We start from the raw sequence: 24,822 nt of genomic DNA on the forward strand, positions 1-24,822 counted from the left end.
AGGAGTTATCAACGATGAAAAAGTTTATTTTAGATCCTAAGACCATAGAATTATTTCCCGATATTCAAATTGATGTTTTGCTCTTGGAGGGAATTGACAATCATGTCAACGAGAAGGACGACCCATACTTCCAAAAGCTTTTGGATGAAGGAACAGGCGCTGCCGAACAATTTATTACTGTCGAACCTTTCCGGGATAATCCGGTGGTTGCAGAGTGGCGTGAAGCGTTTCGTAAATTTAAGACTAAGAAGGGTGCCCGTTCAACGGTTGAAGCACTGCTCAAACGGGTGAGCCATGGTAAAACATTCTCACCAATCAGCCCGTTAGTTGATATTTATAATAGTCAGTCATTAAAGTATGGCGTTTCAGTTGGTGGTGAAAATGTCGACGCCATCGCTGGTGACATGCATTTGGGAGAAGCGAAAGGCGGTGAGTCGTTTCTTCCGTATGGTGAAGATGAAGATATGCCGGCTCTTCCAGGTGAAATCTGTTACATGGATGATAAAGGCGCAATATGCCGTTGCTTTAATTGGCGTGAAAGCCAACGAACAGAGCTCACTGAAGATACGACCCACGCAATTATTGATATTGAGTCCATTAACAAAGCCCAAGCAGAAAGATCAGAAATTGCCATTAAAGAAATTCAGCGGCTGTGCAAAGACTATTTCAAAGTAGACGGTAAGCTGCTTCAATTAACGGCTGACAATCCAGAAATTGTCATGGCAAATTAATTTGGCAGTCAAAAAAAGCGATTGGAAAAAATTCCAATCGCTTTTACTATTTACTGTATTTATCTGCAATGTTATAAGTAACTTTGCCTTGATTGACTTTTAGAAGGACCTTTTTGGGATTGTGCTTATCAACGACTTTAAACTTGGCGTTAATTTGATCGGCATAAATTCCACTAAAAGCTTTTGAACGATTTTGGGCCCGCTTAACCAAATAATTCCATTGAGCTGGTTTGCCGGCTTTCAAATTCTTCATTGCTTTGCTGGATTGATCAATCTTAACGATGACGCCTTTTTTCTTATCGGCTTTAACCGATGGCTTGTCACCGTATGGGGTATGATCTTGAGCATTAAAAAAGTACTGGGTTAGCTCGCGGGCCACTTTGTTATGACCGGGTCCATCTTGCAGGGAAAATAGGCTGCCGAACCAAAGAATGACGATTGCAGAAACGACTAAGGTCACAAATTTGCCAACCGGCTTTTGGTACCATTTTAGTAGTTTTCTTGCATCTTTATTTTGAACCTCATCATCCTCAAGCCAAGGCTGCTTTGCCCCACAATACGGGCAAAAGTTTGAGTAAGCCGGGATTGTCTTCCCGCACATTACACATTTTTTGGTTGTCTCTTGTGCCATTCTAACTGCTCCTCCAATATGAACCGTGTTTAGCATACCTACCAATTATAGCAAAAAAACACTGGTGCGGAACAGTTATTCTAATGATTTATCATGAACGGGGTAAATGTTTGTCGACAAATTCTTTGATGGGCAATCTAAAGTCAAGATAATACTTCTCGAGGTCGGCTCTGGACCAGTTCCACCAGGCAATTTTTTCCATATCGGCTTTAATTTCGTCAGGGAAGCGGTCCTTAATTGGTTTTGCCGGAATTCCACCAACAATGGTGTATGGGGCAACGTCTTTGGTTACCACAGCACCAGAGCCAATCACGGCTCCATCACCAACGGTCACACCGGCTTGAATGATGACACCGTGACCAATCCAAACATCATTTCCAATGGTGGTGCGCAGGTGGGTCCGATTTTCCAAAAAGTCTTTATCCGGGTGATCGAAGCCGTATGCGCCACCGTTATAAGCAAAAATATGTTGGGCTGGGCGATCATAAGGATGATTGGTGGGCCCAATTCGGATCATCGCTGCCATGCTGATAAATTTTTTCAGGTCACTATTTTGAATGAAGCAGTATTGACCAGTATAGGTATAATCACCAATCGAACTATTATCGATTAAATTACTGCTTCCTATTTCCACCCATTCCCCGAATGTAGTATTCTTGGTTTGAGTCATTTTTCCAATTGTTGGTTTATCTTTTGACAACTTTACAAAATCAATATGCATACGACCAACTTCTTTCCCTAAGTTAATTTTCAAAGACTATTATAATATGTTTTCAGAACATTTAGTTAAAAGGAGCTTACAAATGTATGAAGTAAAGACGATTGATCGGTTTGACCTGACCGATTTTGCCGGGGATGTATTTCGAACCTCCAATACCGATACCCCGGATGCAATTCTAGTAAGAAGTTCTAAGGTTGATGACAGTCTGATTTCCAAACGGCTGCTCTTAATTGCCCGTTCCGGGACCGGAACCAATACGATTAACGTTGACGCCGCCACCGCAAATGGAACAGCGGTCTTTAACACGCCTGGTGTTAATGCCAATGCGGTTAAGGAATTGATCATTCAAAATTTGTTTCGCTGTTTGCGGCCTTTAAATGGTGCTGTTGAGATGATGAAGCAACTCAAAGTTGCCCCGGGTGAAGACCTGCAGGAAGCGGCTGAAGCCAAACGTGGCGACTTTATTGGTGAGGAACTTTATGGTCGAACGCTGGGAATCCTGGGATTAGGCACCATTGGCCAGCGACTGGCGGATGCCTGTTATCATATGGGGATGCAGATTGTCGGCTATAATCGAAGCTTTAAGAATTTACGGCACGTCCAACAGCTGGAGACCATTGACGAAGTATTGGAACAAGCTGATTTTGTGGTGGTCCTGCTGCCTCTAACCGATGCTACCAGGCATTTATTGACCACAAAGCACTTTGAACTAATGAAAGATACAGCTTACCTGCTGAACTTTGGGCGCGGGGAGATTGTTGACAATCAAGCAGTGGTATCTGCACTTAATCATAATGAGCTGGCTGGCTATGTCTGTGACTTTCCTAAGACTGAGCTTCAAGATCACCCCAAAATTACCCTACTGCCTCATTTAGGTGGCAACACAATTGAGGCATTGACTCATTCTGCCAATCTGATCTTACAAAACTTACTGGACTTTTTGGAATATGGCACGGTGAGAGCTTCAGTCAACTTTCCACGAGTTGATTTGCCATTCATGAGTAATCAACGGTTAACCTTCTTTTTCCATGCCCGGGATAATTTCTGGGTGGATATTGCCAACGTTATGAGTCAGTATGACTTACCCGTCCAGGAAATGATGGGGAATACCATGAACGGTTATGGATATACAATTGTGAATACGGATTTGGCAAAAATTTCCAAAGAGAAGACCGCCAATATTCTTAGTGAACTCAATCAGGTTGAGGGAATGATCCGAGTTCGGCTGCTAAACAACCCAACTCAGGGTGAATGGCTATAAACTTTTAGTAAGTGATTCACAATCTTCAATATTTTTTTGAAATTGCGAGAGTGAAAGCCAGAGTATGGGTCTCGTGATTTTTATCGTTTATTTCAGAAAAAAATAAAATGCAAACATTGAAATTTATTTACACTCGCCTATAATAAGCATTGTAAGCGGTTGTTATTTGAAAAGGGCAAATGATTAATTCACATATTAGTACTTCTGTAAGCGCTGAATAATCATTTGCTTTTCTGTTGTTTGCAATTGCTCATTAATTAACAAATAAATAATTTGGAGATGTGATTATGCGAATTAAAGCAGCTGTTGTTAACAAAAAAGGCGGAGACTTTGAAATCAAAGATGACGTCGAATTAGCAGATATGCAGGCAGACGATTTACAAGTTCATATGGTTGCCACCGGTATTTGCCATTCTGATGAAGCTTTGCGTAAAGGTACCGCTGAAATTGGTTACCCAATCGTTCTTGGTCACGAAGGATCAGGAATTGTTGAAAAGGTTGGTCCTGAAGTTAAGGACTTCAACCCCGGTGATCATGTTGTCCTTTCATTCTATGGATGTGGCAACTGTATCAACTGTTTAAAGGGTATTCCTACCCAATGCTTAAATTACGCAGCAAACAACTTGTCAGGTGTTCGTCCTGACGGCAGTGCCCACTTTACAGAAAATGGTCACAAGGTTGCTGATATGTTTGACCAATCATCATTCACCACGACAACCGTTGTCCGCGAACGTAACGCCGTTAAAGTTCCAAAGGATTTGGACTTACGTCAACTTGGACCTCTTGGCTGTGGATATGTAACCGGTAGTGGAACAGTCTTCAACACATTGAAGCCTGAACCAGGTTCAACCATTGCCGTATTCGGTACTGGTGCTGTTGGTTTGGCTGCTATGATGGCCGGCCGAATTTCCGGATGCACCAAAGTCATTGCCGTTGATATCGTTCCTGACCGTTTGAAGTTGGCCAAGGAATTAGGTGCAACGGATGCTATTAATAGTAAAGATGAAGATCCTGTTAAAGCAATTCAAGACTTAACTGATGGTCATGGTGTTGATTACTCTGTTGATACAACTGGTGTTAAAGCTGTTATGGAAGATTCCATCAAAGCTTTGGCACAAGGCGGAACAACCGCAACCATTGCCGTTACTGACCAACATGTTGACTTGGATACTTGGAACGACCTATGTGTCAGCGATCGTAAAGTCGTTGGTGTTAACATGGGTGACTCAATTCCTCAAGTTGACATTCCTCGTTTGATCAGATTCTACAAGCTCGGCATGTTTGATTTTGATAAGACTGAAAAGTTCTACAAATTTGATCAAATTAACCAAGCAAATGCAGATTCTGTCAGTGGTAAGACAATCAAGCCTGTATTGATCATTGATGAGGATTATAAGCCGGGCAAGTAAGAGAGTGTGAGTTGGGGCGTTTAATGACTGGATGCTAAGTCTCCTCAATTCAAAATCGAGTTTGATTTTGAATTGAGGTGCTTAGCAGGAAGTCATTGCCCAAGGAACACGTTTCGGCAAAGTAAAAGCGAAACATTCAAAAATTAACACAAAAAATTAAAATATTTGTTCCTGCCACATGGCGTTCAATTACACTGTTGCCGACAGGTATCTTGAAAGGGAGCAAAATATTATGGCACAAAATGCTGTTGCATTAAAGCACTACCAAATGTATATCAATGGAAAGTTTATGGATTCAAAATCAGGTAATGAAATTACGGTTCTCAATCCATCAACTGGTGAAAAGATTTCAACAGTTCCAGCTGCAACTCGTGAGGAAGCCAGAGAAGCAATCGACGCCGCATATGAAGCTGAAAAATCATGGAAGAAAGTTCCAGCCGCAACTCGTGGTCAATATCTTCACGATGTTGCTACTGAAGTTCGTAACGAAAAAGATCACTTGGTTGAAATGCTTCAAGAGGAGCAAGGTAAGATCAAGTCATTAGCTACCACTGAAATTATGTTCTCAGCTGACTACTTTGACTACATGGCAAGTGCTGCTCGAACATATGAAGGTGAAATTCTTCAATCAGACAACAAGAACGAAAACATCATGATTGCCAAGCAACCAATTGGTGTTGCTGCCGGAATCTTACCATGGAACTTCCCATTCTTCTTAATTGCCCGTAAAATGGGTCCAGCTTTGGTAACTGGCAACACCATCGTTATGAAGCCATCATCAGACACCCCTAACTTGGGTCTTGAGTTTGCTAAGATCTGTGAAAAAGTTGGTATTCCAAAGGGTGTTGTTAACATTATCTCAGGCCGTGGCTCAGTTGTTGGTGATGAACTTACCAAGAACAAGAAGGTCGGCATTATCAGTTTGACCGGTTCTGTTGATTCTGGTAAGCGAGTAATGGCAGGAGCTGCTACTCATATGGCTAAGGTATCACTTGAATTAGGTGGTAAAGCACCAGCTATTGTATGCAAGGATGCTGATATCGATTTGGCCGTTCAATCAATCATTGACTCACGTGTTGATAACAATGGTCAACTTTGCAACAACTGTGAACGGGTATACGTTCAAGAAGATGTCGCAGATGAATTCATCAAGAAGTTATCTGACAAGATGTCAAAGATCACTGTCGGCAACGTTATGAAAGATGAAAACGTCGGCATGGGTCCATTGATCAACCAAGCAGCTTTGGATAAGGTTGCCGGAATGGTTGACCGGGCAGTTGAAGCTGGCGGCAAGATCACAGCCGGTGGTCACAAGTTGAACATCGAAAACGGATTCTACTACGAACCAACTGTTATCACTAATGTCAAACAAGATTCAGAAATCGTTCAAGACGAAATCTTTGGCCCAGTACTTCCAGTATTGACCTTCAAGACTTTGGACGATGCCATTGAAATGGCAAATGATTCAGACTTCGGTTTGACTTCATCAATCTTCACCGAGAACTTGGACAACGCAATGCGTGCTGCCAACGAACTTGAAGATGGTGAAACTTACATCAACCGATTCAACTTTGAAGCTATGAATGGTTCACACTCAGGCTGGAAAGAATCAGGTATCGGTGGCGATGATGGTCGTCACGGTATTGAAGAATTCTTGAATACCCACGTAATCTACCTGCAAGGACATCCAGAAAAGGCCCAAGGATAGAATAGAGTGCGACTAGGCACGGGTGATCCCGTAGCCTAACTGAAAAAATTCCTTAAGGAACGGTCCTTGTTCCTTGAGGAATTTTTTTGGTTAGGTGCAGGGATCAGTGCCGCCGAAGCACGTTTAGGATAGGTGCAGGGAACAAGTGCCACCGAAGCACGTTTAGCAGAATATGCCGGACACGAGTAACCCACAGCATAAATTAATAAGCCAACAATGAACAGATTTTGTTCATCGTTGGCTTCTTTGTGTGTTGGGTATTTTGATCAAAAATTGTTCCTTCATTGAAACAAATAAAACAGTCCACTAACGCCAATCAATACGAAGACGCAGGTTTGAATCATTTTGATATTCATGTGAACGGTGATTCGATTAGCAATCATTGTCCCAATAACGCCGCCGACAACCCCAAATAAAATCAATGGGATATCGTTGACACCCAAAATACCATTATAGAAACGGACACTGGTGATATATAACTGATCCATTAAAAAGAAGGTCTGGATGCAGGCTAAATATTCTTCCTTGGTTTTTGCCAATGAGAGAAAGTACAGTGCCATTAGTGGGCCGCCAATTCCAAAGAGGCCATTGAAAAAGCCGGAAACAACCATAAAAATAATTGCTATGTAAATTGGGTAATGCTTTTTTGAGTCGGATTTAACAAATAAAAAATAGAGTGACAAAGCAACCAGTAAACCGCCTAACATGGCTTTTAACAGGTGGACGTCAATTAGATTAACCAGCTTGAGTGCCATGAAGGCTACGCTGGCATAGACCAGAAACGGCCATATAATTCGCTTGAATTTAACACTGTGACGATATCGCCAAGCAAGCATAATATTAGCGACTGACATAATTAAGGATGCAACTCCCGCACTTTGGGGAATTGGCAAAATGGTTGGCAGAAACACCATCAAGACGATGGCGGAACCAAATCCGGTAACCCCTTGGACAATTCCGGCAAGAATTGCAGGAAGTAAGACAAAGACAAAGTTTGTCATGCCAAGGCTCCTTTCTCATAACTGAATTAAATATTGGATAAACGTTTGTGTGCCTGTTTGTGAATCTTTGGCGTTGAAGAGTGCTTTGTGTACAGTCTTCGGGACATAAACAGGGCGATGATCAGAAATACCAGACACATGGTAAAGCCTGCCTGGATACCCATTTGCTGATTGTGGGTGTGACCAATAAACAGGTGGCTGGTAATGTTAATGGTTGCGACAATGATGGCTGTCCCAAACGAAGCGGCAATTTGGCGCAGGGTGTTAAAAGCAGCCACTCCGTCAGCGATCATATCATTGGGTAAAAACGACAGTGCCTGAGTTTGAATTGGGATCAGAATTAATACCAAACCTAATTGACGAATTGTCTGACCAACCGTCAGCATTCCCACTGAAGCATTGACGTCAATGAACGCCTGCATCATAGTACCAAAGCAGTCAATCAAGATTCCGGTTGTGACAATAATTCGAACCGGATAACGATCAAACAGCCGACCGCTGACTGGGGACATGAACCCGGTTAACATGGCTCCTAGAAGTAAAGCCAGACCGGAAATGATGGGACTTTGACCCATAATGGTTTGAATCAACAGGGGCAACAAAATGGTATTTCCATACATTGTGGAAACAATGAGTGAATTAACGATCGTCGCGGTTGTAAACTGAGAGTTTTTAAAAACTGCCAGGTTGACGAAGGGATGATCGGAATCCTTTTGAGTGAAGACAAAGATTCCAATCAGTATGACACCAATGATAAATGGCAGCCAGACGGTCATTGATTCAATGGAGTACTGACTGACATTTGAAAAGCTCCAGAGCAATCCCAATAGTCCCAAGCTGATGGTGATCAGCCCTTCAACGTTAAACGCTGGTTCCTGATTGGTTGGAACTTTTGGCAACAGGCTCATCGCCAAGATTAAGTCAACGACGATAAATGGAATGACTAGAATAAACAGGTAGCGCCATGAAAAGAAGTCCAAAATAACCCCAGACAAAGTCGGTCCAATGATTGGCGAGAAGTTAAATGCCAAGCCGACAATTCCCATCACCGCACCTTTTTTTCCTGGTTCGGCATATCGAATTGCAAGGGTATTTACCAACGGCATCATCATGCCAGAACCAATGGCTTGGATCATTCGGGCAATAATCAAAATAAAGAAGTTTGGCGCAATGGCACCGACCACCGTTCCCAGCAGGAAGACGCCGGTAAATGCAATAAAGAGTGAGCGAAAAGTAAACTTTTTGGTAAAGTAGGCACTTACTGGAATCATGATGGCATTCACCAACATATAGCCGTTACTGATCCATTGAACGGTAGCCGAAGGGACGTTGAACACTTTCATAAAAGTTGGCAGTGCAACGTTCATGAGAGTTGAGCAGAGGATCCCGAAGAAAGCTCCGAACACCATGATAAATAAGGCATATTTAATTTTTTTAGACATGAACAGCACTTCCGATTATGTATTTTTTAAAATTAGCACTCTAAATAGTGTAATTTTAAAAAGGGTGAATTGCAATAGGTTTATAGCTGACTGGTAATCATTCATTAAGAAATAAAATGGGGATGGCCTTTCCAGAGGACGAGGAGATTATTGGCGTAATCTTATCAGATAATTTTTGGGTACAAAATGAGGCTGGAACAAAAATGTTCCAGCCTCTGTTCTTAATAATCTTTTTATGCTCGTTTAGAAACCCGATAAAAGTAGGGTGAAAATGGCGTGTCCTTGGCAATATTCCGGCCATTATAATAGATGTGTACATAACTGTGACCGACACGCTTAAATGTAAAACGGGCTACTTCTGGCAATTCGCTTATTTCATTTGTTCCAACAATCATGTAAGCATTTGAACCAACGTATTTCCATTTGGTATTCGTAATGTACCATCCGGTTGATTGAGTCAAATGAGCCCTAACGCTGGTTTTCTTTACTTGTGCAGATTCATAACTGTACCATTTCTTTATCCCAAAACGTTTACCGATATTAATTGTTTTATCTTTCCAATCACCGCGAAGTGCCGCTGGGGTTCCATGATGCCAAGTTGCAGCTTGAGTTGTTGTGGCAGCTCCCAGAAATCCCAGTGAGACAATTGTGGCTGCCAACAGTTGGGTTCCTTTATTCATGATTGTCATCTCCAATTAACTTGCCTGTTCAAATTTATGAACTAATTGAATGACCATGCTTGGCTCGCTGCCGGGAAGCGCACGATAAACCACATAATCTCCCGGAATTAAATCAACGGATTCCAGTTGGGCTGACTTGGCGACACTAAAACCGGCAACTTCATAGTAGGCGTGGCCGTCGACCTTTTCATCAGTCAAAGTGACATTTACCGAGTTGAATGGGGCCACGTCCAATGATGCTCGGCGAAGTGCCAGATACTGGTAGTTGATCAGGTCAACCATAATTGTAATTTCGTTGTTGGTGCAGGGGACACTAATGGTTTGTTTCAAATTAGCTTACTTCCTTCTTTGAGTTTCGCATGGCGAATATCGTTTACATTGATTGTAACCATCTGATCGGTTTGAAGATAGATAAAATTATCATTCGCACCAATTACAATACCACTTATATTATAAACGTTTAAGTAGCCATCATCATTTAATTGAAGCGTAATTTGTTTGGAATTTTGCCAACTGTCCTGTAAGATACGGTCGATAACTTCCGGTTCCTGTTCCGGCAGCCGATGAGTCGGGACCTCCTCGACTTTTTTGTCAGCCATATCCTGGTTGTGGTCACTTAAAAAGTAACCCAGCCACTTCATCATACCGCGGTCGTTATAAAGCCATTGATCTCGTGGAACGTCTCGAATCATGTTAAACACCCCCATACGTTTAATATACGAACATATGTTCTAATCGTCAAGGGGAACACGCTTGAAAAATAAATCCCAAAGCTGAAATGACTGTCAGCTTTGGGATTAACGAATGTTACAATTTTAAATTCGAATTTGCTTCTCATCTGTCGAAATCGGGAAGCCCTTCTTAAACGCGGTTCGTAAGAAGTTCAGTAATGGTGGGGTGACTTTTAATTCATCGACGTCACGTAATGAGAAGGTATAACGGATGGCTTTCTCATCACCAGCCGCAACTTTTTGAACCCACTTTGGTTCACGGATTAACTCCCGACCAATAGCAGCGAACTGAACCCCGGCGTCGATTAATTTCTCGACTTGGGCAGGGGATGCCAAGTGACCGACGACCATTAATGGCAAATCATCAGCCAGGACTTCTTGAATCTTTTGGAAGAGCGGTTGCTTGTCGTCATGGTCAACGATTGATCCTTGCCAAGCGTCGGCTAAAGAAATGTGCAGGTAATCAATTGGCTTTTTGTTTAATTCTTTAACTAAGGCCGACGTGTCGCTCATCCTGATACCGGGTTCTTCGATTTCTTCCGGTGAAATTCGATACCCCAAAATGAATGAAGGGTTATCAGAGTGCTTAATAACGTCTGCACAGGCATCAACGACGGCCAAGGGGAAATGCATCCGCTTCTCCAGGGAACCGCCCCAGTCGTCAGTTCTGCGGTTGGAGTGGGGACTGAAGAATTGTTGGATCAAGTAGGTGTTGGCACCATGAAGCTCCACGCCGTCAAAGCCGGCACTAATTGCTAATTGGGTGGCGTTGGCAAAATCTTTAATGGTTTGCTCAACTTCTTCACCAGAAAGGGCACGGGGTGTTTCGGCTCCCCAACGTTCGGGAGCAACTGCACTTGCGGACACTGTTTGGTGGCCACGAAGAACACGTGAATTGCTCATGCGACCGGCACTAAAGATCTGAAGAATTGCTTTAGTGTGGTTGATTTTGATGGCATTGGCCAAGCGTGATAAGCCCGGCAGCATTTTTTCGTGGGCAACGCTGAGTTCACCTTCAAAGCCTTTGCCTAAATCATTCACATTGGCACAGCCGGTGATGATCATACCGGGACCGCCAGCCCGCATGCGGAAGTAGTCGATTTCGTCATTGGTAATTGAGCCGTCTTCAAAGCTGGACATCTCGGTCATAGGGGACATGGCAATCCGATTTTTAATTGTGACACCATTTCGTAATTTTGCTGGTTGTAAGAAATTATAGTTAGTCATGGGAAACCTCCAATGAGTTTAATTTTAACAATGTATTACCTTTATTATAAAAGAAAATTTGGATTGTGTTTGGAAATGGTCATTTATATTATTCCGTAATCGTGTTAATGAACATTGCATTTAATTATCAAGGCATGATAAGGTAATAAAAAATTCAGTCATTTAACAAGTGAATCTTTAAAGGCTTGGCAATATAATTTGCACCTTTTTATTTGGAATTAAAGGAGGATATTAAATGCCATACAGCAGGCTGGATATTGAACTAAGCGATAAAAAGTCTGAGGTCAGTTTACAAGCAGCGCTTTATCAAATAAATGTCGTTTTGGACAATATTGTTGATGAAATGAAAGCCATTAATCCCCAATACAATCGGCCCTCGCTGTTTATTGAATGCCTCGGATTAACTAAGGACGAACATGAACAGATTTGTGACTATTTTAAAAATCATCGTGATGGCTTTGATGCAAGTAAAAGCTGGCTTACTAATTGGATACAGCAGAATGTGTACGAGATGCCAGAAGAATATGTGAAAAGAATGGTCGATTCTTATCAAGATTGGTACGAAATTAACGATGAGGAGGTTTGTTATATGCCCAATAATTGGCAGGATATTCATTTAACGGATAAAAAAAGTGAAGCTGCTTTACATGCGGTGTTATTCCAAATGAACAGCGTTATGGTTGATATTATTGCTGAAATTCAGTCTAAAAATCCGACTTTTAAATTGCCGTTTCAATGGGAAATCGGATTGACTCAAGATCAAAGCAGTTTGATTCTGCAGCATTTCGTATTTAATAGGGATGAAAAACTCACTGATAGTATAAATTGGCTGACAAATTGGTTGGCCGACAATGGTTTTTCGGTTTCACAAGAACAAGTTAATAAAATAGTGAATAATATCCGAAGATCTGTAAAGTTAATGTGATTGATACTTTTTCTATAAAAGCGGTTACAATAGAGATGGAGTCAAAATTGGAGGAATATTAAATGGAAACATTAAAAATGATTCAATCTCGTAAAGCCATTCGGAAATATTCAGGTCAAATTAGCGATGATCAGCTACACGAAATTTTGGTAGCCGCAAATGCTGGTCCAGTTGGCATGGGACGTTATGACGATTATCGTCTGACGGTGATTCAAGATCCACAAGTTTTATCCAAGTTGAACGGTATTTATGAAGCCCCAACGGTGATCGTTGTTTCAATTAAAGAAGACAGCGCATCGGATGAAGTTTCAACAGGTGCCATCGTCCACAACATGGAACTGGCTGCAGAAGATCAGGGACTAGGAGCTAATTACAATATGGCCAGCTTGGAATCAATTCCAAGTGATGTGATTCCTGATGGATTCAAGCCTGCGTTTGCATTAACCCTTGGCCAGACGGATGAAAAATTTACACCACGAGAGATTCCGTTAGACCGGATTAAGACAAATATGGTTAAGTGATTTAGATAATAAAATGGATTAACTTCTCAACTTGGGTTGGGAGGTTAATCCATTTTTTGTGTTCAATATGTTATTTAGTTTGTTAGGAAGTGAAGAGACTTTCTTTACTGCTCCCTTCGGCTTCCAAAACGTGTTCACCAAGCCAGCCTTCTCCGCTTAGTCCAATAACAAACTTCAACGCAGAACCAGCGTTAAAGCTTGTTATTACACTAATGCTCGAAAGCTAACCGGCTTGCTTCACACTCTCCTACAATTCTCCGCCCTTTTCAAACGTTGGTACCATCTTTTCAGCTCTCATCAATACCAGCTGATGAAGAAGGTCCTTGACGTTTTCGGTAATCGTATTGGCAATCTTTTCATTAACTTGATTATGCCAGTCGGTGACTTTATCTGCGGAAATATTCTTAAATTCGGCATCGGCTGTTGCGACCGCTGCTCTGCCATTGGCAAAGCCAAACTTGCGGCTTTCTGATACAGCAAACATTGCTTCCAGGTCATGTTCTGCAAAGAACGGATCGGCCAACATTGCGACCAACTTGTTTAACCAGTAGAAACTTTCAGTGGTTGTTCGAAGTGGGGTGTTCTTGAAGTTGTCCGGTGTGTCTGTGCAGTTGGCAAAGAATGGCACTGGAGCGTTGAACTCGTTAACACCTTCTGCCAACCAGTGGATTGCGGCGTGTTCAGCAGGGAAGCCGGGACGAATTTGGAGAATGTGCATTTCCTGGTTCCGGTTCATGCCGATTGGACGGTAACGAAGACGGGATTCCTCAGTACCGGTTTTACCATAAGGATCAAAATCAGTTCCCTGGTAATGGCTGCTTAAGAAGAAAGCAATGTCTTCAACAGAAATTAAATGATCGGCAACCCGAGTGAATGGCATTGTGCGACTTTCTGGATCCTGTTCAATTTCTGGGTTGAACATCTTTTGGCCATACCAAACACGAGGAGTGTTGTAATAGTGATCGGCTTGGGTGTCTTCACCGAAGATATCTCTGAAGTTAAAGCCTTTGCGACCTTTATTTAAATGGTTTTTCTCGGCAAATTCTTTCAAGTCATCTGAATACATGTAGTGTTCAGGATCATTAAAATCAATTTCTTGAATACCGGTTTGGTTAGGGGCAACCGCATACGAATCATCAGGAATTCGTTCAGCAGCCCAGTGGTGGCCACCAACTGTTTCAAAGTACCAAACTTCGTCGGAATCTGAAAAGGCAATTCCGTTACTTTCGCATGTCCCATATTTGGTAACGAACGCACCAAGGCGCTTAACACCTTCACGAGCGCTGTGAATATAGGGAAGGGTGACTGTCAACATTGCTTCCTCACCAATTCCATCGGGAACTAAAGGATCGAGTCCCAACATGGTTGTATTGGTAAATTCGGTTTCAGTTGAACTCATGGCAACATTATCAGTGTTGATTCCTGATTCACCCCAGACACCATCGCTGACATCTGCATTGGGTGTTGCGCTGTATCGTAAAGGATTATCGGGTAGTTTTACTTGAAATTTGTTAAAAGTCGATATGTACTCCCGAGGTTGATCCTCGGGCATAACAGCTACAAATCGTTTAGCATTAATTCCGCCCCCGGCGTCTTCGTTTCGAGCGATCATGGTCGAACCATCAACAGTTGCGTCTTTTCCAGCTAAAAATGCTGTACAGCTGGATACATTATGAAAATTATTCAAATAAATTCATTCCTTTAATTTTTGTAGGCCGTACCACTTTGAGGGACGGGATTAAAACTGAATTGCAATTAGTAAGCTAAGCTAACAATCTTACTGCTGCTCTTTGTGAAGTCCAAAGCTTGACCATATACCCAGTACTTTTGAACCTTGGCTTTTTTAGCAGTCTTCTTGCTGGTGTACTTGGAAATTCGGTACCAGTTGAATTGAGTTCCTTGGATACCGTATAAATCAATCTTTACAACTGAGCCTTTCTTCAATCCGGCTTTCTTCCAAGAAGTGGTCTTAATGTGCTTGAAGTTACTGTTTTGAGCGTGATTGGTTAATTTGAAGTTTTTGTAGTTGCTACCAATCTTGGCAGTAGCATTAATCTTGTGATAAGTCATTTTACCAACCATTGGTTTTGAAGCGGCGCTAGCAGTTGGGGTTTGTGATGCGGCAACAAATCCACCAAAGCTAAGTGCTGCAACAGCGAGCATAAATGTCTTCTTAATCATGAAAATTATCTCCCTTGATATTTTATAATAATGTAAGTGATATAACCTACGTGTTAAGTATAAAACGAAATACATAAAAATCACAGAATATCTATCTCAGAACTTATCAATTCTTGTGATCATCAGACTGGTCACGTGGATGACGTTCAGTGTGGTGTGAAGTATTATTGGCCAACTGTCCGGCATTATTTTGTGCATGATTCTTAAAATCATACTGGGTCTTGGTATCTTTTAAGAATTGCTGCCATTGCTTGCGGCGCAACTGACGGATTTCATCAATATCCAAGTGGCTGGTGCCGGCTGATTCGTTTTCCGGATTGATGGCCCTGTCCAACCATGAATGGTGGCCGGCTTGTTCCGAAGCTTCCTGACTAGGTGTGGATGAATCCGGGCTGGTAGATGACAGACCATTTTCAACCAACTTTTGGAATTTCCGCAATTCTCCGGTCGGCAGCTGTAAATACTGTTCCCGTTGATTTGCTGTCAGCTGAGCGGCATCGTACATTTGTTGGCGGTCGTTACTGCTGAATACCATGTAGACAAGTGGGTATGGCAGGAAAAACCACAGAACAATTTGTGGGAAGAAGTAACCGAGGACGATCAATACCACGTTAAACAGGGAAAAGTAGATATTGTGTTTACCGTAGATTTTGGTGTAAATTTCCCGCATTTGAGACTTGTTGGTGTATTGAAAATTAGTGACTGCTCGCGCCAAAATCCGAAAGCACAGGCTCACAATTGCCACTAAAATTCCATATGCCACGACTGTAATGCTGGTGGTGTTACTGGCCATCATGTTAGTTGCCAACGGGGTGAGGGATAACGGAATCAGATATAAAAAGTCGTATAACATAATTCTGTAGCTCATATCGTCAATTTCATTAAATAAAGTTGCGTGTTGATACCAATTATTAGCAACGAACGCAAAACTGATAATATAAACACCAATTTCTTTTGCTAATGTCAAATAATCACTGATATTATCCTTTAAAACTGGTGTCAAATCCAAAACCATGATCGTCAGTATAATTGCGATGACAGCGTCGCTGAAGGCATCTAACCGCGCTTTCAATTTTTTCATGTTAAATTCTCCCGATAAATTGATTGATTAGAAATAATGATCTTTCTTCAGCCAACAAAAAAGGTGAGAAAGTCAAAATCGGTTTTCTCACCTTGCTTGCAATTAATTTGTAATTATCCCAGGAACTTTCTTAAAATAGCTTGACGGCTGATTAAGGTCGTCTTGGTTTCCTTGTCAGAAATCTTAACTAAATCAGAAGCTAATTGGGCATGCTTTTCCTGCTCTGGTGTTTGAGGACCGGCTTTGATATCAAATAATTTTTCAATTGCTTCAATATCTTCGTCGACTGCCTTCCAAGCTGGATTCTTTGCTTGGAGTGCTTCCAAAGCATCTTTACTGAAGTATTGCGCAACGTGAGCATAATCATGCTTGATGTTTGGATAATACTTCAACAGGGTGTTTAATTCTTTTTCGCTTAATTTATTTAAGATGCGGCCGGTTCCAAGAAATTCTGGCGGAACTCCGACTGAGTAGAGCGCACCGGTAAATGTGATGGCACGTGGCATCTTGTAACCATCGACGTCTCTTGAGTAACCGATGATTCCAACGTGTTGGTGACGATCTCGGCGCTTAGGGAATGCATCGAAGACTGGTTGTAAGTCGTTGATAAGTGGATCCAATGTTTCGTGGTATTCTGCAGCGGCTTTCTTGGCGATATCCAAAAGCATCTCCTGATCATCATGGTTGATGATTTCGAATTTGCTCTTTTGAAGGCCTTCGCGAAGTTTGATGATGGCTGGTTCAACAACATCCAATGGGTAATCGTAACGGAATGCTGATTGGATGGTGGCAGTCTTCAAACCAGGGAACTCTTCAAGATAACGGTCAATCATCATTGGTGACAACCCGCCACGGAAGATGGTGCTTCCAGTTCCGGCGATTGGGTAGATTGGCATGCCGGTTTCCTGTTCGAATTCAGCCAAGCCGGTCAATGCCAACTTGTTTCCGATGATACTGTTCAAGAAACCATTTGAAAGGGCGGAATCTGATCCGGCAAGGAACACACGCATGTAGTGTAATTCGCGGCCAAAGTGGTCTTTGTACATTTCAAGATACTTTTTCAAAATTTGTGGGGCATGTAATTGTGATTCAAAACCTTCAAACAATGGAATCATTTGAAGGGTGTCTGAATCTTTATGCCCAGTGTTAAATTCAGTTGACTTGTAGTGAGAGAGGCTGGCAAATTTGTCTTCCATTGAAATCAGCTGGTCGGCTGATTGGGTCATTGGCAAAATTGCTTCAAATAATGGACGTTCCTTGAAGCCGAGATCATAAGCAAAATCCTCAGCGGACAAGATAGTGGTCATTGCCTGCATCAAGCTGTAACCTTTTTCTTCCCAAATATTGGGGAGACGGAAAGTCAGAAACTTGTCTTTGCCAAGGGGATGCTTTTGGAAATATTCGTAGTGCTCGGAATATAAACGGTCGATAACTGAAGCATCGGCGTGTTTACCTTCCCAGTCCCACATGTATTCGTCGGCACCAAGCTTGGAAAAGTTTTGGTAGGCTTCATCAATTTCACGAAATGCGGAAACAGATGGGCTATCGTTGTGCTTAAAGAACGGAACTCCTGCGTTATCTGGATGTTGGGTACCCATAATACTAGGGATTTTTCTATCCATAAAAGAATGCCTCCTGAGATTTAGTAAATTTCATTTAGAATGATTATACATTAAAACGAGTAAAACTGAAAATAATATTAACAAATTGGTCAAATTCATAAAACAGTTAAATATCCGAATATTCATGAATAATTTAATCAGTTAATTAGTTATTTCAACTAAATATTACAGCTTATTGTGAAATTTTACCAGTTATTTCAGTGAGATGTAGAACATTCGCCAAATAAAAAACGCCATTATTCGTTGTGAACTGGCGTTTAAAACTTAGTCAAAACTTGTGGCTGTTTCTGCTGTGTAGTTACCACTACTCTTTAATAATTTGGAAACTGGGCAGCGATTTTCAGCTTCCTGGGCAAGCTTGTCAGCTGTTTCAAAATCAACGCCCTTAATCAGGATCTTCGCGTGAACCAAGAATTGATATTCGGCACGGTCACCGATGAAGGCGACATCAACGTGGACTTCGGCAGTATGAGGAAGGCCATTTTCCCGTTCAATGGCCTGCAGGGTTGCCTCTAAACACGTTGCCAAAGACATCCCCAGCAGTTGTTCCGGGTTGGTACCTGGTCTTGAATTAAGTGGATTACTGGTTTCAACTTTTATTCCGTCGGGAACATAAGCGTGACCATTCAGGCCTTCATCATTAACGGCTTCGGTTTGGTACAGCGGTTTTTCCCATCTTTCATCTTTTGGCATTTTAAAACCTCCCAAGTTTTCTTACCAATATTATAAGCGCTTACAACAAAATCTCAATCAAGTTTGTTTATAAAAATGAAAGTGGGGATGAACTGATTCAAAAAAAGAAGACCAGACACAGTTTTGATGTGTCAGATCTTCAATTATTGGCATTCTTGTGATAATCAATTATTCGTTATAGTCCATTCTGATAATGACCGGATCCTTGGTTAGAAAATCGCCGACTCCGGCAAGAAACTTCTTGAAATGAGGGGTTTCATTGTGAAATTCAACTGCATCGGCATCTTTCCAATGTTCAATGATTTCATAGTCGGTATCGCTGTGCAATTTTTTGAAATGATTGTAACTGACGTTACCGGCTTCGCCTCGTGAACCGTTCACGAGCTCATCGATAAAGGCTTCATAATCCTTTTGCATTCCTGGTTTAACTGATAATTCAACGTTAATAACTTTCATTTTTCCAGCCTCCTCTAAAATAGTCGGTCATGTACACCCCTAGTATATCGAAGTTTTGAACTTATTGTTTAATTTATCATCTGTGAATGTCAGATCATAGGCTGAACCTTTTCGACCAACAGCGTAAAGCAGATATTTCCCTGATAGGGGGCCCTGACCAACGATTGTTTGGCCATTTGGGGTCCCGAGGGCGTCAATGACTGATTGGTAAGTAGTTCCGAGGTGGAGGCCCTTAATCTTGGCTTTTGGAATGGTTTTGATATTTCCTTTAGAAGTCGGAAAGTAGGACTTTCCAACTGCTAAATGATTGAGAAATTGGACTTTGACTTTTGAAACGGGGAAGGACGACGAAACGTCTTTCCATATGTACTGAGTGGTTTTCTTGCTGACGCCCTTCACGAAAACCCGACTGACATGCTCCGGATTGCCGAACAGCTTGATGACCTGTTGTTGTGAAGAGCCGTCGGTACCATCGTTGATATTACCGATGTTGATTCGATTAAAATTGGCCAGGTTGATTCCTTCAACGGCTCGGTCATGTTTGAATTGAGCGGGGGTTTGCTGAATGGCGTAATGGTCTTTGGCTGATTTCTTGGTGGTGTTGGAATGGGTACAGCCTGCCAGTAGAAGTGTCCCGATGCATGCAACTGTGAATGTAGCGGCTTTTTTCATAGAATCCCTCCTTTTAGCTGAGCTAAATTCGGTTAAATAGGTGTTTATGAATTTTAGACTTAAATATATACTTATTTACTATATTAGGATTTTAATAAATAGCAACACTTTTATCAAATTGATTGGCAATAAATTGTGGCAATTACTGGTTTGAGGTCATCCGGTCAGATAAAAGTTGGCATAAAAAAAGCCTGGACCATCAATATTTCTACTGGTGGTCCAGGCTTTTGGTAATCTTTAATTCGTTGATGATGCATCTTTCTTGCCCAGAATTAAGGCGAACACACTTGCATGCCCGTACCCGCCATCTTGAATAACGGCACCATATTTGTCAGGAATATTATTGACGATATAAATGCCTAGTTTATATCCTGATAACGATGCCCGCTTGGATGCTGGATAGCCAGCCTTCACAAGTTCTTTTTTCAAGCCGGCAAGTTTTGTCGCATTGCTAGCGGTTTTGTGTTTATACAGATAATTGTTGACTGATTTGAGTGAAATAATATCGCTATAACCCTTTGTTGAAACAGGCTCCTTATCTTCATACCATAGGACCCCTTCATCATCAGCAGCGTAGTTATACGCAGCAATCTTTGATAAGCCAAGATCAACAGGCGTGTTGGGGAACAATTTTACGATCTGTCTGGCGAGTTTTTGATAATGACCGGTTTGGATATAGTGCAGATAGTTGGAACTGTTTGAGAATTCGTTGGGATAAACAATACTTTGACCAGCATAGTCATGATTTGTGCCTTCGGTTACGTTGCCTGAATAAACATAGCCGCTGACATATTTTCCATTGCCTCTCAAATAGCCGCCAAGATAATAATATTGAGTGTCGACACCATGATGACGAACAGTTGCGACGTGAGAGCAACCCCAGGTCATTCCAGGGTAGTCTTTAAGATTTAATCGCTTTTTAGTGTGAGTCCAGTCCCACATATAAACATTCTGGGATTTGTTTTTGATGTAAAAATCACCGCGATTTTTGACACCATATTTTTTAGAAATAATTTGGTATCCATAAGGGCTAAAACCTTTTTGAAGGGCGCTTGTTTTGACATAGCCTTGTTTACCCGCGGTGAGGTTGCGAACCCAGTAATACGTTCCTTGCTTCAATTTGTGATAAACTCGGACTTTTTGCTGAACGAACCAGGTTGTTGAACGATACTTGGATAATTTGTAGAGTTTCTTTTGAAAATTTTTGAGGTTGAATACCTTGTCTTCAGATCCACCAAAGTATTTGCTATATACATATGCTTTAGTATTGGGCTTTGCATGATAGGCATTGGCAGCACCATCATCGGTCTGGTAGGTTTTTAACACTTTAATTCGGTAACCGTTATGAGCGGCTTGAACCGGGCTGATTTGCGTGATCAGTCCTATTAATACGGCAGCCATCAGCATACCGAAAATTTGAATTAATTTTTTCATTTAGCGATTTCCCCCAATGTGGTTATGATTTAAATATTCACTCAACAGTCTATCTTTAATTCCAATTGAGAGTCAAATATTCTTCATTCAAGGAAGATTATTCACCAATTGTTTCACATTTTCGAATATAATGAACCCATAAAGCTGAAAAGAAAGAAGGGGAAAAGATTGGCAAATCAACCGCTTGTTTTTGATTATCAAGCTGCCAAAGGTAAACCTGAAAATATCCGCCATCCCGAAGGATACTGTCCATTTTGCGATGTTGCCCACCTGACCAATATTCTTGCTCAAGATGATGATCGAATTTGGCTGGTGAACAAATTTAGAACACTGGAAGATACATTTCAAACTGTTGTGATCGAATCCAGCGACCATTTAGGCGGACCCTCCACTTATTCAGTCGAGCAGAATCGAAAAGTGTTTGAGTTTGCGTTTAAATGTTGGCATCAGATGATTGTTTCCAATAAATATCAAAGTACCATTATGTACAAAAGCTTTGGCCCGTTGTCCGGTGGCAGTTTACGGCATCCGCATTTTCAAATCGTTGGGCTTAACAATTACGACGTGTATGAGAATATCAAGCCAAGTAATTTTGTTGGTGTGGAGATTGTGAAAGATGATGATGTCGCAATCACAATTTCAACTCATCCGATTATTGGATTTGTTGAAATTAACATCGCCATCGATGGGGTTGCCCAAATTGGTCGTTTGGCAGACGCAGTTCAAGTGATTGTGAAGTATCTGTTGAATGATTATATGGGTGGCAGGTTGACGTCTTACAACCTGTTCTTTTATCAAATGGCAGGGAAGTTTTATTGTAAAGTTGTTCCCCGATATGCGACCTCACCGTATTTTGTCGGCTATAAGATTTCACAGGTTCAAAATGCAGCCCGACTGGATAAGATTGCCACTGATATTCGGGAACGGTTATAAATCAGACGAAAAAGGAACGGCATGTGCCGTTCCTTTTTATGTCAAAATCGTTGGTTGTTCAACTTCATCAAATTGCCTGAGTAAAAAAGCACACCTTATATCATTAAGGCGTACCATACGAGAGATTGCTGATGATCGACAATAAGCCGCCAAACAGCGTGAAAATCAAACTGAGAATTGCCAAGGCAATGAAAAGGTGGCGCCATTTGAACGGGGCGGTTTCGCCACGGGCGTTTTTATAGATGAGATAAAATGCGCCAATCACGATCACAAAAATGGCCGCGGTTAAAATGATCCAGATAATAGCTAGAGTGATGTCCATGTTATGCCTCCAAAAATGATGTACTTGTAAAGATAGCATTAGTATCCGCCGATGGCAACTATGCAATTAATATTATGTTTATCTTAAGGCGATTACAATCCCTTAAGATTTAAGTTTCACTTAACCGATCCTTTCTAGAATGAAGTTAGTTGTTGGAAAAGCACGTCAGCTCTTTAGAAAGAAAGGTGGGAAATAATGGTTAAATGGCTTCCGTATTTATTAAATATTACAGGTGTGTTGGTTTGGCTGAAAATGCAATCGGGGAATTTGCGACGGTTAACGTGGTGTCAGCTGCTTACAATTGCATCGGCAATTATCTATGTGTTGGTCGTCAGCTATCTCACGTTGGCGCCAACGTCATACGCGTTTGTTGGCCCTCAGCACGTATCACCAATGATGATTGGTACGGCGCCAATTAACCTGATCCCGTTTTGGAGTACCACGGCGGATTTTTATCAAAATGTGGTTATGATGCTGCCGATGGGTATCTATTTGGGGCTGTTGCTGCCTAAATTTTCGTTTCGCAAGGTGCTGGTAACCGGAGTTGGTGTCAGTGTCACAATTGAATTTCTCCAATTGATTCTTGATTTAAGCGTCGGCTTGTCGAGATGGGTGGATATCAATGATGTCTTGACGAATACCTTCGGCGTATTAGTGGGTTGGCTGGTGTTAAAGATTTTATCCCATACCATCCTCAAAAATCTTCTTAAACGTTTTTCCGTTCTAACCTATCCAGGACAAAAGGGTAAATGATTGCCCTTTCACTCAGCAGGCCCTAAAATATACTTACTAAAAGTTAATAGGGGATGTTATGATGGCAAAGTTAAATCAGGCAATGAAAGATATGATTGCCGGAGAATTATCGTATATTTCAACCGTTGATGCAGATGGTAATCCGGATGTTGGCCCAAAGATTTCAATGCGGGTTTTGGATGATGAACATTTAATCTATAATGAAATGACCGGCGGGCAGACCCAAGCCAACATTAACAATAACGGAAAAGCAATTGTTGCCGTTTCTAATGCCAAGGCACTGAAAGGCTTCCGTTTTGGCGGGACTGCCAAGATTTACACCGATGGTGATTTCTATGATCAAGCCGCAAAATGGGCAGCTGGAAAGTTTCCAGTTCCTAAGGGTGCTGGCGTAATCACGATCGACAAGATTTGGACATTGGATCCAGGCCCTAAAGCAGGAAAGTTATTTGAAGAATAAACTTTTGAGTAAAGCACCGTCCATCATATTTTGGTGGCGGTGTTTTTTGTGTTTTATGCTTGGTAGCTAATGTCTTCTGAAAAAGTGATTCCATTAGAAACGGCGTCATATGATTTTGCATCGTCTGACTCGTCTGTCAAGATTTTGATTGAGGTTGGTTTTAGGGTGGTTGTTGATTTTCCCAACAAGATCAACGCATATTCAACTCTTTTAGCGTTTGGGGAGATCTCATCGGTGGAACCAGTGTCACTCATTGAATCATCGTCATAATTTGTCTGATATCCATTTGCATAAACAACTTGTTTAATTCCCCCAAACTCGATTGCGCGATTCGAATTATTCTTTACAACATATTCAATTTTAATTCGACTATAGTCATTAGGAATGTTGTCTTTATTAAATGTATCATTGGCTTCTTGAAGCTGATCTTGTGTATTTGCATGTATTTTATCAACCTCAGCATGTTTGAATTTGATCGATAATGGTCCATCCTTTAAAGTTTCGTTTGGTTTGACTCCCAGTCCAATCAATGTTGCTTTTCCAATAATCGGACTATTTTTCCATTGACCAACTTTTGATGGGTGGATTAATGAATCTGACGGGATTTCATTTGGATCCTTTTTCTTTGCAGCAGTTTTTTTCTTATTTACTTTCGAACTCGTAGCGGGTCGCATGACAACTGTTGTTCGAGCGCTGTTTAATAAGGCAATACAGGTAACCAGGCCAACTCCTAAAACAATAATTGCCCAAACCATCCAATTCTTGTACCAAAGTTGCTTCGAATTTTCACGAGCAAGGGAATGTGGGGCTGCTTCTGCGTTATTTGAATCAGCTTTCGGTGGTTGAGTATTTGCATTACCGCTGAGAGCAGACTGTTTGCTACCGCAATAAGGGCAGAACTGCGCAGCAGCAGGAATCTCCTTGCCACAGCCTATACAAAATTTTGTGTCTTCGTTCATAATGATCCTCCAAGAAATATTTACGGCTTTTATTGTCATCGGTTGTGGACAAAAAATGACCCAGGAACATGGCGAAGATGCTCCTGAGTACTAAAAATGCTGGATTGTATTTTGACGAGCTTTTTAACTATACATAAACAATGGGGACCACGTCAATCATTTTTTTGGACACCGTATGATGGCAAAGGCCTATCGTTGTATCCCAGTAAGGAAATCCTTCAAGGAAGGGGTTTAAAACGATAGGAAAGGAGGACTTGAGATGTTTCCA

At 41.5% G+C, this 24,822-nt stretch carries 27 protein-coding genes; 9 read left to right on the forward strand and 18 right to left on the reverse strand.

Features of this window, described 5'->3' with window-relative positions; translation table 11 throughout:
- Positions 1-14 precede the first annotated feature (14 nt).
- Positions 15-731, forward strand: a complete 717-nt coding sequence (locus LKE01_RS06455; protein ID WP_054769250.1) for a B3/B4 domain-containing protein — start codon at positions 15-17, stop codon at positions 729-731.
- Between the two features lie 46 nt (positions 732-777).
- Here LKE01_RS06455 and LKE01_RS06460 read toward each other — a convergent pair whose 3' ends face one another.
- Together LKE01_RS06460 and LKE01_RS06465 are read right to left on the reverse strand one after the other, a co-directional pair.
- On the reverse strand, positions 778-1,362 hold the full coding sequence (locus LKE01_RS06460) for a zinc ribbon domain-containing protein (protein WP_056982327.1): 585 nt from the start codon (positions 1,360-1,362) through the stop codon (positions 778-780).
- 91 nt (positions 1,363-1,453) lie between these two features.
- Positions 1,454-2,083, reverse strand: a complete 630-nt coding sequence (locus LKE01_RS06465; RefSeq protein WP_056982325.1) for a DapH/DapD/GlmU-related protein — start codon at positions 2,081-2,083, stop codon at positions 1,454-1,456.
- Between the two features lie 82 nt (positions 2,084-2,165).
- On the opposite strand from LKE01_RS06465, the gene LKE01_RS06470 reads away from it, so the two are divergent.
- The 3 genes from LKE01_RS06470 to aldA all read left to right on the forward strand — a co-directional run bounded on the left by LKE01_RS06470 (position 2,166) and on the right by aldA (position 6,461).
- Positions 2,166-3,344: an NAD(P)-dependent oxidoreductase gene (locus tag LKE01_RS06470; RefSeq protein ID WP_056982323.1), complete on the forward strand. Its 1,179-nt coding sequence runs from the start codon at positions 2,166-2,168 to the stop codon at positions 3,342-3,344.
- A 287-nt stretch (positions 3,345-3,631) separates the two neighbouring features.
- Positions 3,632-4,753, forward strand: coding sequence for an NAD(P)-dependent alcohol dehydrogenase (locus tag LKE01_RS06475; RefSeq protein ID WP_056982321.1), 1,122 nt, complete (start codon positions 3,632-3,634; stop codon positions 4,751-4,753).
- A 232-nt stretch (positions 4,754-4,985) separates the two neighbouring features.
- The gene (gene aldA, locus LKE01_RS06480; RefSeq protein ID WP_054769252.1) at positions 4,986-6,461 is read left to right on the forward strand and encodes an aldehyde dehydrogenase; all 1,476 of its coding nucleotides are present in this window, start codon (positions 4,986-4,988) and stop codon (positions 6,459-6,461) included.
- 281 nt (positions 6,462-6,742) lie between these two features.
- Here the strand turns inward: aldA and LKE01_RS06485 are convergent, their stop codons facing one another.
- From LKE01_RS06485 to LKE01_RS06510, 6 genes are all read right to left on the reverse strand, one after another.
- The gene (locus tag LKE01_RS06485; RefSeq protein ID WP_054769253.1) at positions 6,743-7,462 is read right to left on the reverse strand and encodes a sulfite exporter TauE/SafE family protein; all 720 of its coding nucleotides are present in this window, start codon (positions 7,460-7,462) and stop codon (positions 6,743-6,745) included.
- Positions 7,463-7,488: 26 nt separating this feature from the next.
- Positions 7,489-8,904 carry a DHA2 family efflux MFS transporter permease subunit gene (locus tag LKE01_RS06490; RefSeq protein ID WP_056982319.1) on the reverse strand — a complete coding sequence of 472 codons (1,416 nt, stop codon included), beginning with the start codon at positions 8,902-8,904 and terminating at the stop codon, positions 7,489-7,491.
- A gap of 233 nt (positions 8,905-9,137) precedes the next feature.
- Positions 9,138-9,584, reverse strand: a complete 447-nt coding sequence (locus LKE01_RS06495) for a hypothetical protein (protein WP_054769254.1) — start codon at positions 9,582-9,584, stop codon at positions 9,138-9,140.
- Between the two features lie 15 nt (positions 9,585-9,599).
- Entirely contained in the window at positions 9,600-9,914 is a 315-nt protein-coding gene (locus LKE01_RS06500; protein ID WP_054769255.1) for a hypothetical protein, read from the reverse strand.
- Positions 9,911-10,276: a hypothetical protein gene (locus tag LKE01_RS06505; RefSeq protein ID WP_054769256.1), complete on the reverse strand. Its 366-nt coding sequence runs from the start codon at positions 10,274-10,276 to the stop codon at positions 9,911-9,913. Before LKE01_RS06505 ends, LKE01_RS06500 begins: the two co-directional genes overlap by 4 nt.
- A gap of 123 nt (positions 10,277-10,399) precedes the next feature.
- Positions 10,400-11,542, reverse strand: a complete 1,143-nt coding sequence (locus LKE01_RS06510; protein WP_056982317.1) for an NADH-dependent flavin oxidoreductase — start codon at positions 11,540-11,542, stop codon at positions 10,400-10,402.
- A 235-nt stretch (positions 11,543-11,777) separates the two neighbouring features.
- On the opposite strand from LKE01_RS06510, the gene LKE01_RS06515 reads away from it, so the two are divergent.
- Positions 11,778-12,467, forward strand: coding sequence for a hypothetical protein (locus LKE01_RS06515; protein WP_056982315.1), 690 nt, complete (start codon positions 11,778-11,780; stop codon positions 12,465-12,467).
- 62 nt (positions 12,468-12,529) lie between these two features.
- Positions 12,530-12,988 (forward strand): nitroreductase family protein, encoded by a 459-nt coding sequence (locus LKE01_RS06520; RefSeq protein WP_054769259.1) that lies wholly within the window; start codon positions 12,530-12,532, stop codon positions 12,986-12,988.
- Between the two features lie 247 nt (positions 12,989-13,235).
- Here LKE01_RS06520 and LKE01_RS06525 read toward each other — a convergent pair whose 3' ends face one another.
- The 8 genes from LKE01_RS06525 to LKE01_RS06560 form a co-directional block, all read right to left on the reverse strand.
- Positions 13,236-14,675, reverse strand: coding sequence for a C69 family dipeptidase (locus LKE01_RS06525; RefSeq protein ID WP_056982313.1), 1,440 nt, complete (start codon positions 14,673-14,675; stop codon positions 13,236-13,238).
- Between the two features lie 68 nt (positions 14,676-14,743).
- Positions 14,744-15,169: a hypothetical protein gene (locus tag LKE01_RS06530; RefSeq protein WP_054769260.1), complete on the reverse strand. Its 426-nt coding sequence runs from the start codon at positions 15,167-15,169 to the stop codon at positions 14,744-14,746.
- 106 nt (positions 15,170-15,275) lie between these two features.
- Positions 15,276-16,250, reverse strand: a complete 975-nt coding sequence (locus LKE01_RS06535) for a TMEM175 family protein (protein WP_054769261.1) — start codon at positions 16,248-16,250, stop codon at positions 15,276-15,278.
- Positions 16,251-16,363: 113 nt separating this feature from the next.
- A complete protein-coding gene (ppcA, locus tag LKE01_RS06540) occupies positions 16,364-17,872 on the reverse strand; it encodes a phosphoenolpyruvate carboxylase (RefSeq protein WP_056982311.1) in 1,509 nt (502 codons plus the stop codon).
- Between the two features lie 264 nt (positions 17,873-18,136).
- Positions 18,137-18,565 carry an OsmC family protein gene (locus LKE01_RS06545; RefSeq protein WP_056982309.1) on the reverse strand — a complete coding sequence of 143 codons (429 nt, stop codon included), beginning with the start codon at positions 18,563-18,565 and terminating at the stop codon, positions 18,137-18,139.
- A 168-nt stretch (positions 18,566-18,733) separates the two neighbouring features.
- Positions 18,734-19,021: a putative quinol monooxygenase gene (locus LKE01_RS06550; protein WP_056982307.1), complete on the reverse strand. Its 288-nt coding sequence runs from the start codon at positions 19,019-19,021 to the stop codon at positions 18,734-18,736.
- Between the two features lie 39 nt (positions 19,022-19,060).
- Positions 19,061-19,693 (reverse strand): DUF3862 domain-containing protein, encoded by a 633-nt coding sequence (locus tag LKE01_RS06555; protein WP_054769262.1) that lies wholly within the window; start codon positions 19,691-19,693, stop codon positions 19,061-19,063.
- 237 nt (positions 19,694-19,930) lie between these two features.
- On the reverse strand, positions 19,931-21,127 hold the full coding sequence (locus tag LKE01_RS06560; RefSeq protein ID WP_056982305.1) for a hypothetical protein: 1,197 nt from the start codon (positions 21,125-21,127) through the stop codon (positions 19,931-19,933).
- Positions 21,128-21,295: 168 nt separating this feature from the next.
- On the opposite strand from LKE01_RS06560, the gene LKE01_RS06565 reads away from it, so the two are divergent.
- Complete coding sequence (locus LKE01_RS06565; protein WP_056982303.1) at positions 21,296-22,060, forward strand: DUF4931 domain-containing protein; 765 nt, start codon at positions 21,296-21,298, stop codon at positions 22,058-22,060.
- A 103-nt stretch (positions 22,061-22,163) separates the two neighbouring features.
- Here LKE01_RS06565 and LKE01_RS06570 read toward each other — a convergent pair whose 3' ends face one another.
- Positions 22,164-22,382, reverse strand: a complete 219-nt coding sequence (locus tag LKE01_RS06570) for a hypothetical protein (RefSeq protein WP_056982301.1) — start codon at positions 22,380-22,382, stop codon at positions 22,164-22,166.
- A 195-nt stretch (positions 22,383-22,577) separates the two neighbouring features.
- On the opposite strand from LKE01_RS06570, the gene LKE01_RS06575 reads away from it, so the two are divergent.
- Positions 22,578-23,135 (forward strand): VanZ family protein, encoded by a 558-nt coding sequence (locus LKE01_RS06575; protein WP_054769265.1) that lies wholly within the window; start codon positions 22,578-22,580, stop codon positions 23,133-23,135.
- A gap of 58 nt (positions 23,136-23,193) precedes the next feature.
- The gene (locus LKE01_RS06580; protein ID WP_054769266.1) at positions 23,194-23,595 is read left to right on the forward strand and encodes a pyridoxamine 5'-phosphate oxidase family protein; all 402 of its coding nucleotides are present in this window, start codon (positions 23,194-23,196) and stop codon (positions 23,593-23,595) included.
- Positions 23,596-23,648: 53 nt separating this feature from the next.
- Here the strand turns inward: LKE01_RS06580 and LKE01_RS06585 are convergent, their stop codons facing one another.
- A complete protein-coding gene (locus LKE01_RS06585) occupies positions 23,649-24,554 on the reverse strand; it encodes a zinc ribbon domain-containing protein (protein WP_056982299.1) in 906 nt (301 codons plus the stop codon).
- Between the last annotated feature and the right edge of the window lie 268 nt (positions 24,555-24,822).

The organism is Lentilactobacillus kefiri, assembly GCF_007989105.1.
GTDB classification, from domain to species: domain Bacteria; phylum Bacillota; class Bacilli; order Lactobacillales; family Lactobacillaceae; genus Lentilactobacillus; species Lentilactobacillus kefiri.

Excerpts from the sequence above, each read along its gene's own strand:
- LKE01_RS06535 (WP_054769261.1), bottom strand. The coding sequence starts at position 16,250 with ATGAAAAAATTGAAAGCGCGGTTAGATGCCTTCAGCGACGCTGTCATC.
- LKE01_RS06505 (WP_054769256.1), bottom strand. The coding sequence starts at position 10,276 with ATGATTCGAGACGTTCCACGAGATCAATGGCTTTATAACGACCGCGGT.
- LKE01_RS06520 (WP_054769259.1), top strand. The coding sequence starts at position 12,530 with ATGGAAACATTAAAAATGATTCAATCTCGTAAAGCCATTCGGAAATAT.
- LKE01_RS06530 (WP_054769260.1), bottom strand. The coding sequence starts at position 15,169 with ATGATTAAGAAGACATTTATGCTCGCTGTTGCAGCACTTAGCTTTGGT.
- LKE01_RS06490 (WP_056982319.1), bottom strand. The coding sequence starts at position 8,904 with ATGTCTAAAAAAATTAAATATGCCTTATTTATCATGGTGTTCGGAGCT.
- LKE01_RS06580 (WP_054769266.1), top strand. The coding sequence starts at position 23,194 with ATGATGGCAAAGTTAAATCAGGCAATGAAAGATATGATTGCCGGAGAA.
- aldA (WP_054769252.1), top strand. The coding sequence starts at position 4,986 with ATGGCACAAAATGCTGTTGCATTAAAGCACTACCAAATGTATATCAAT.
- LKE01_RS06475 (WP_056982321.1), top strand. The coding sequence starts at position 3,632 with ATGCGAATTAAAGCAGCTGTTGTTAACAAAAAAGGCGGAGACTTTGAA.
- LKE01_RS06575 (WP_054769265.1), top strand. The coding sequence starts at position 22,578 with ATGGTTAAATGGCTTCCGTATTTATTAAATATTACAGGTGTGTTGGTT.
- LKE01_RS06515 (WP_056982315.1), top strand. The coding sequence starts at position 11,778 with ATGCCATACAGCAGGCTGGATATTGAACTAAGCGATAAAAAGTCTGAG.
- LKE01_RS06585 (WP_056982299.1), bottom strand. The coding sequence starts at position 24,554 with ATGAACGAAGACACAAAATTTTGTATAGGCTGTGGCAAGGAGATTCCT.
- LKE01_RS06470 (WP_056982323.1), top strand. The coding sequence starts at position 2,166 with ATGTATGAAGTAAAGACGATTGATCGGTTTGACCTGACCGATTTTGCC.
- LKE01_RS06465 (WP_056982325.1), bottom strand. The coding sequence starts at position 2,083 with ATGCATATTGATTTTGTAAAGTTGTCAAAAGATAAACCAACAATTGGA.
- LKE01_RS06455 (WP_054769250.1), top strand. The coding sequence starts at position 15 with ATGAAAAAGTTTATTTTAGATCCTAAGACCATAGAATTATTTCCCGAT.
- LKE01_RS06570 (WP_056982301.1), bottom strand. The coding sequence starts at position 22,382 with ATGGACATCACTCTAGCTATTATCTGGATCATTTTAACCGCGGCCATT.
- LKE01_RS06550 (WP_056982307.1), bottom strand. The coding sequence starts at position 19,021 with ATGAAAGTTATTAACGTTGAATTATCAGTTAAACCAGGAATGCAAAAG.
- LKE01_RS06460 (WP_056982327.1), bottom strand. The coding sequence starts at position 1,362 with ATGGCACAAGAGACAACCAAAAAATGTGTAATGTGCGGGAAGACAATC.
- LKE01_RS06485 (WP_054769253.1), bottom strand. The coding sequence starts at position 7,462 with ATGACAAACTTTGTCTTTGTCTTACTTCCTGCAATTCTTGCCGGAATT.
- LKE01_RS06545 (WP_056982309.1), bottom strand. The coding sequence starts at position 18,565 with ATGCCAAAAGATGAAAGATGGGAAAAACCGCTGTACCAAACCGAAGCC.
- ppcA (WP_056982311.1), bottom strand. The coding sequence starts at position 17,872 with ATGGATAGAAAAATCCCTAGTATTATGGGTACCCAACATCCAGATAAC.
- LKE01_RS06560 (WP_056982305.1), bottom strand. The coding sequence starts at position 21,127 with ATGAAAAAATTAATTCAAATTTTCGGTATGCTGATGGCTGCCGTATTA.
- LKE01_RS06555 (WP_054769262.1), bottom strand. The coding sequence starts at position 19,693 with ATGAAAAAAGCCGCTACATTCACAGTTGCATGCATCGGGACACTTCTA.
- LKE01_RS06495 (WP_054769254.1), bottom strand. The coding sequence starts at position 9,584 with ATGAATAAAGGAACCCAACTGTTGGCAGCCACAATTGTCTCACTGGGA.
- LKE01_RS06510 (WP_056982317.1), bottom strand. The coding sequence starts at position 11,542 with ATGACTAACTATAATTTCTTACAACCAGCAAAATTACGAAATGGTGTC.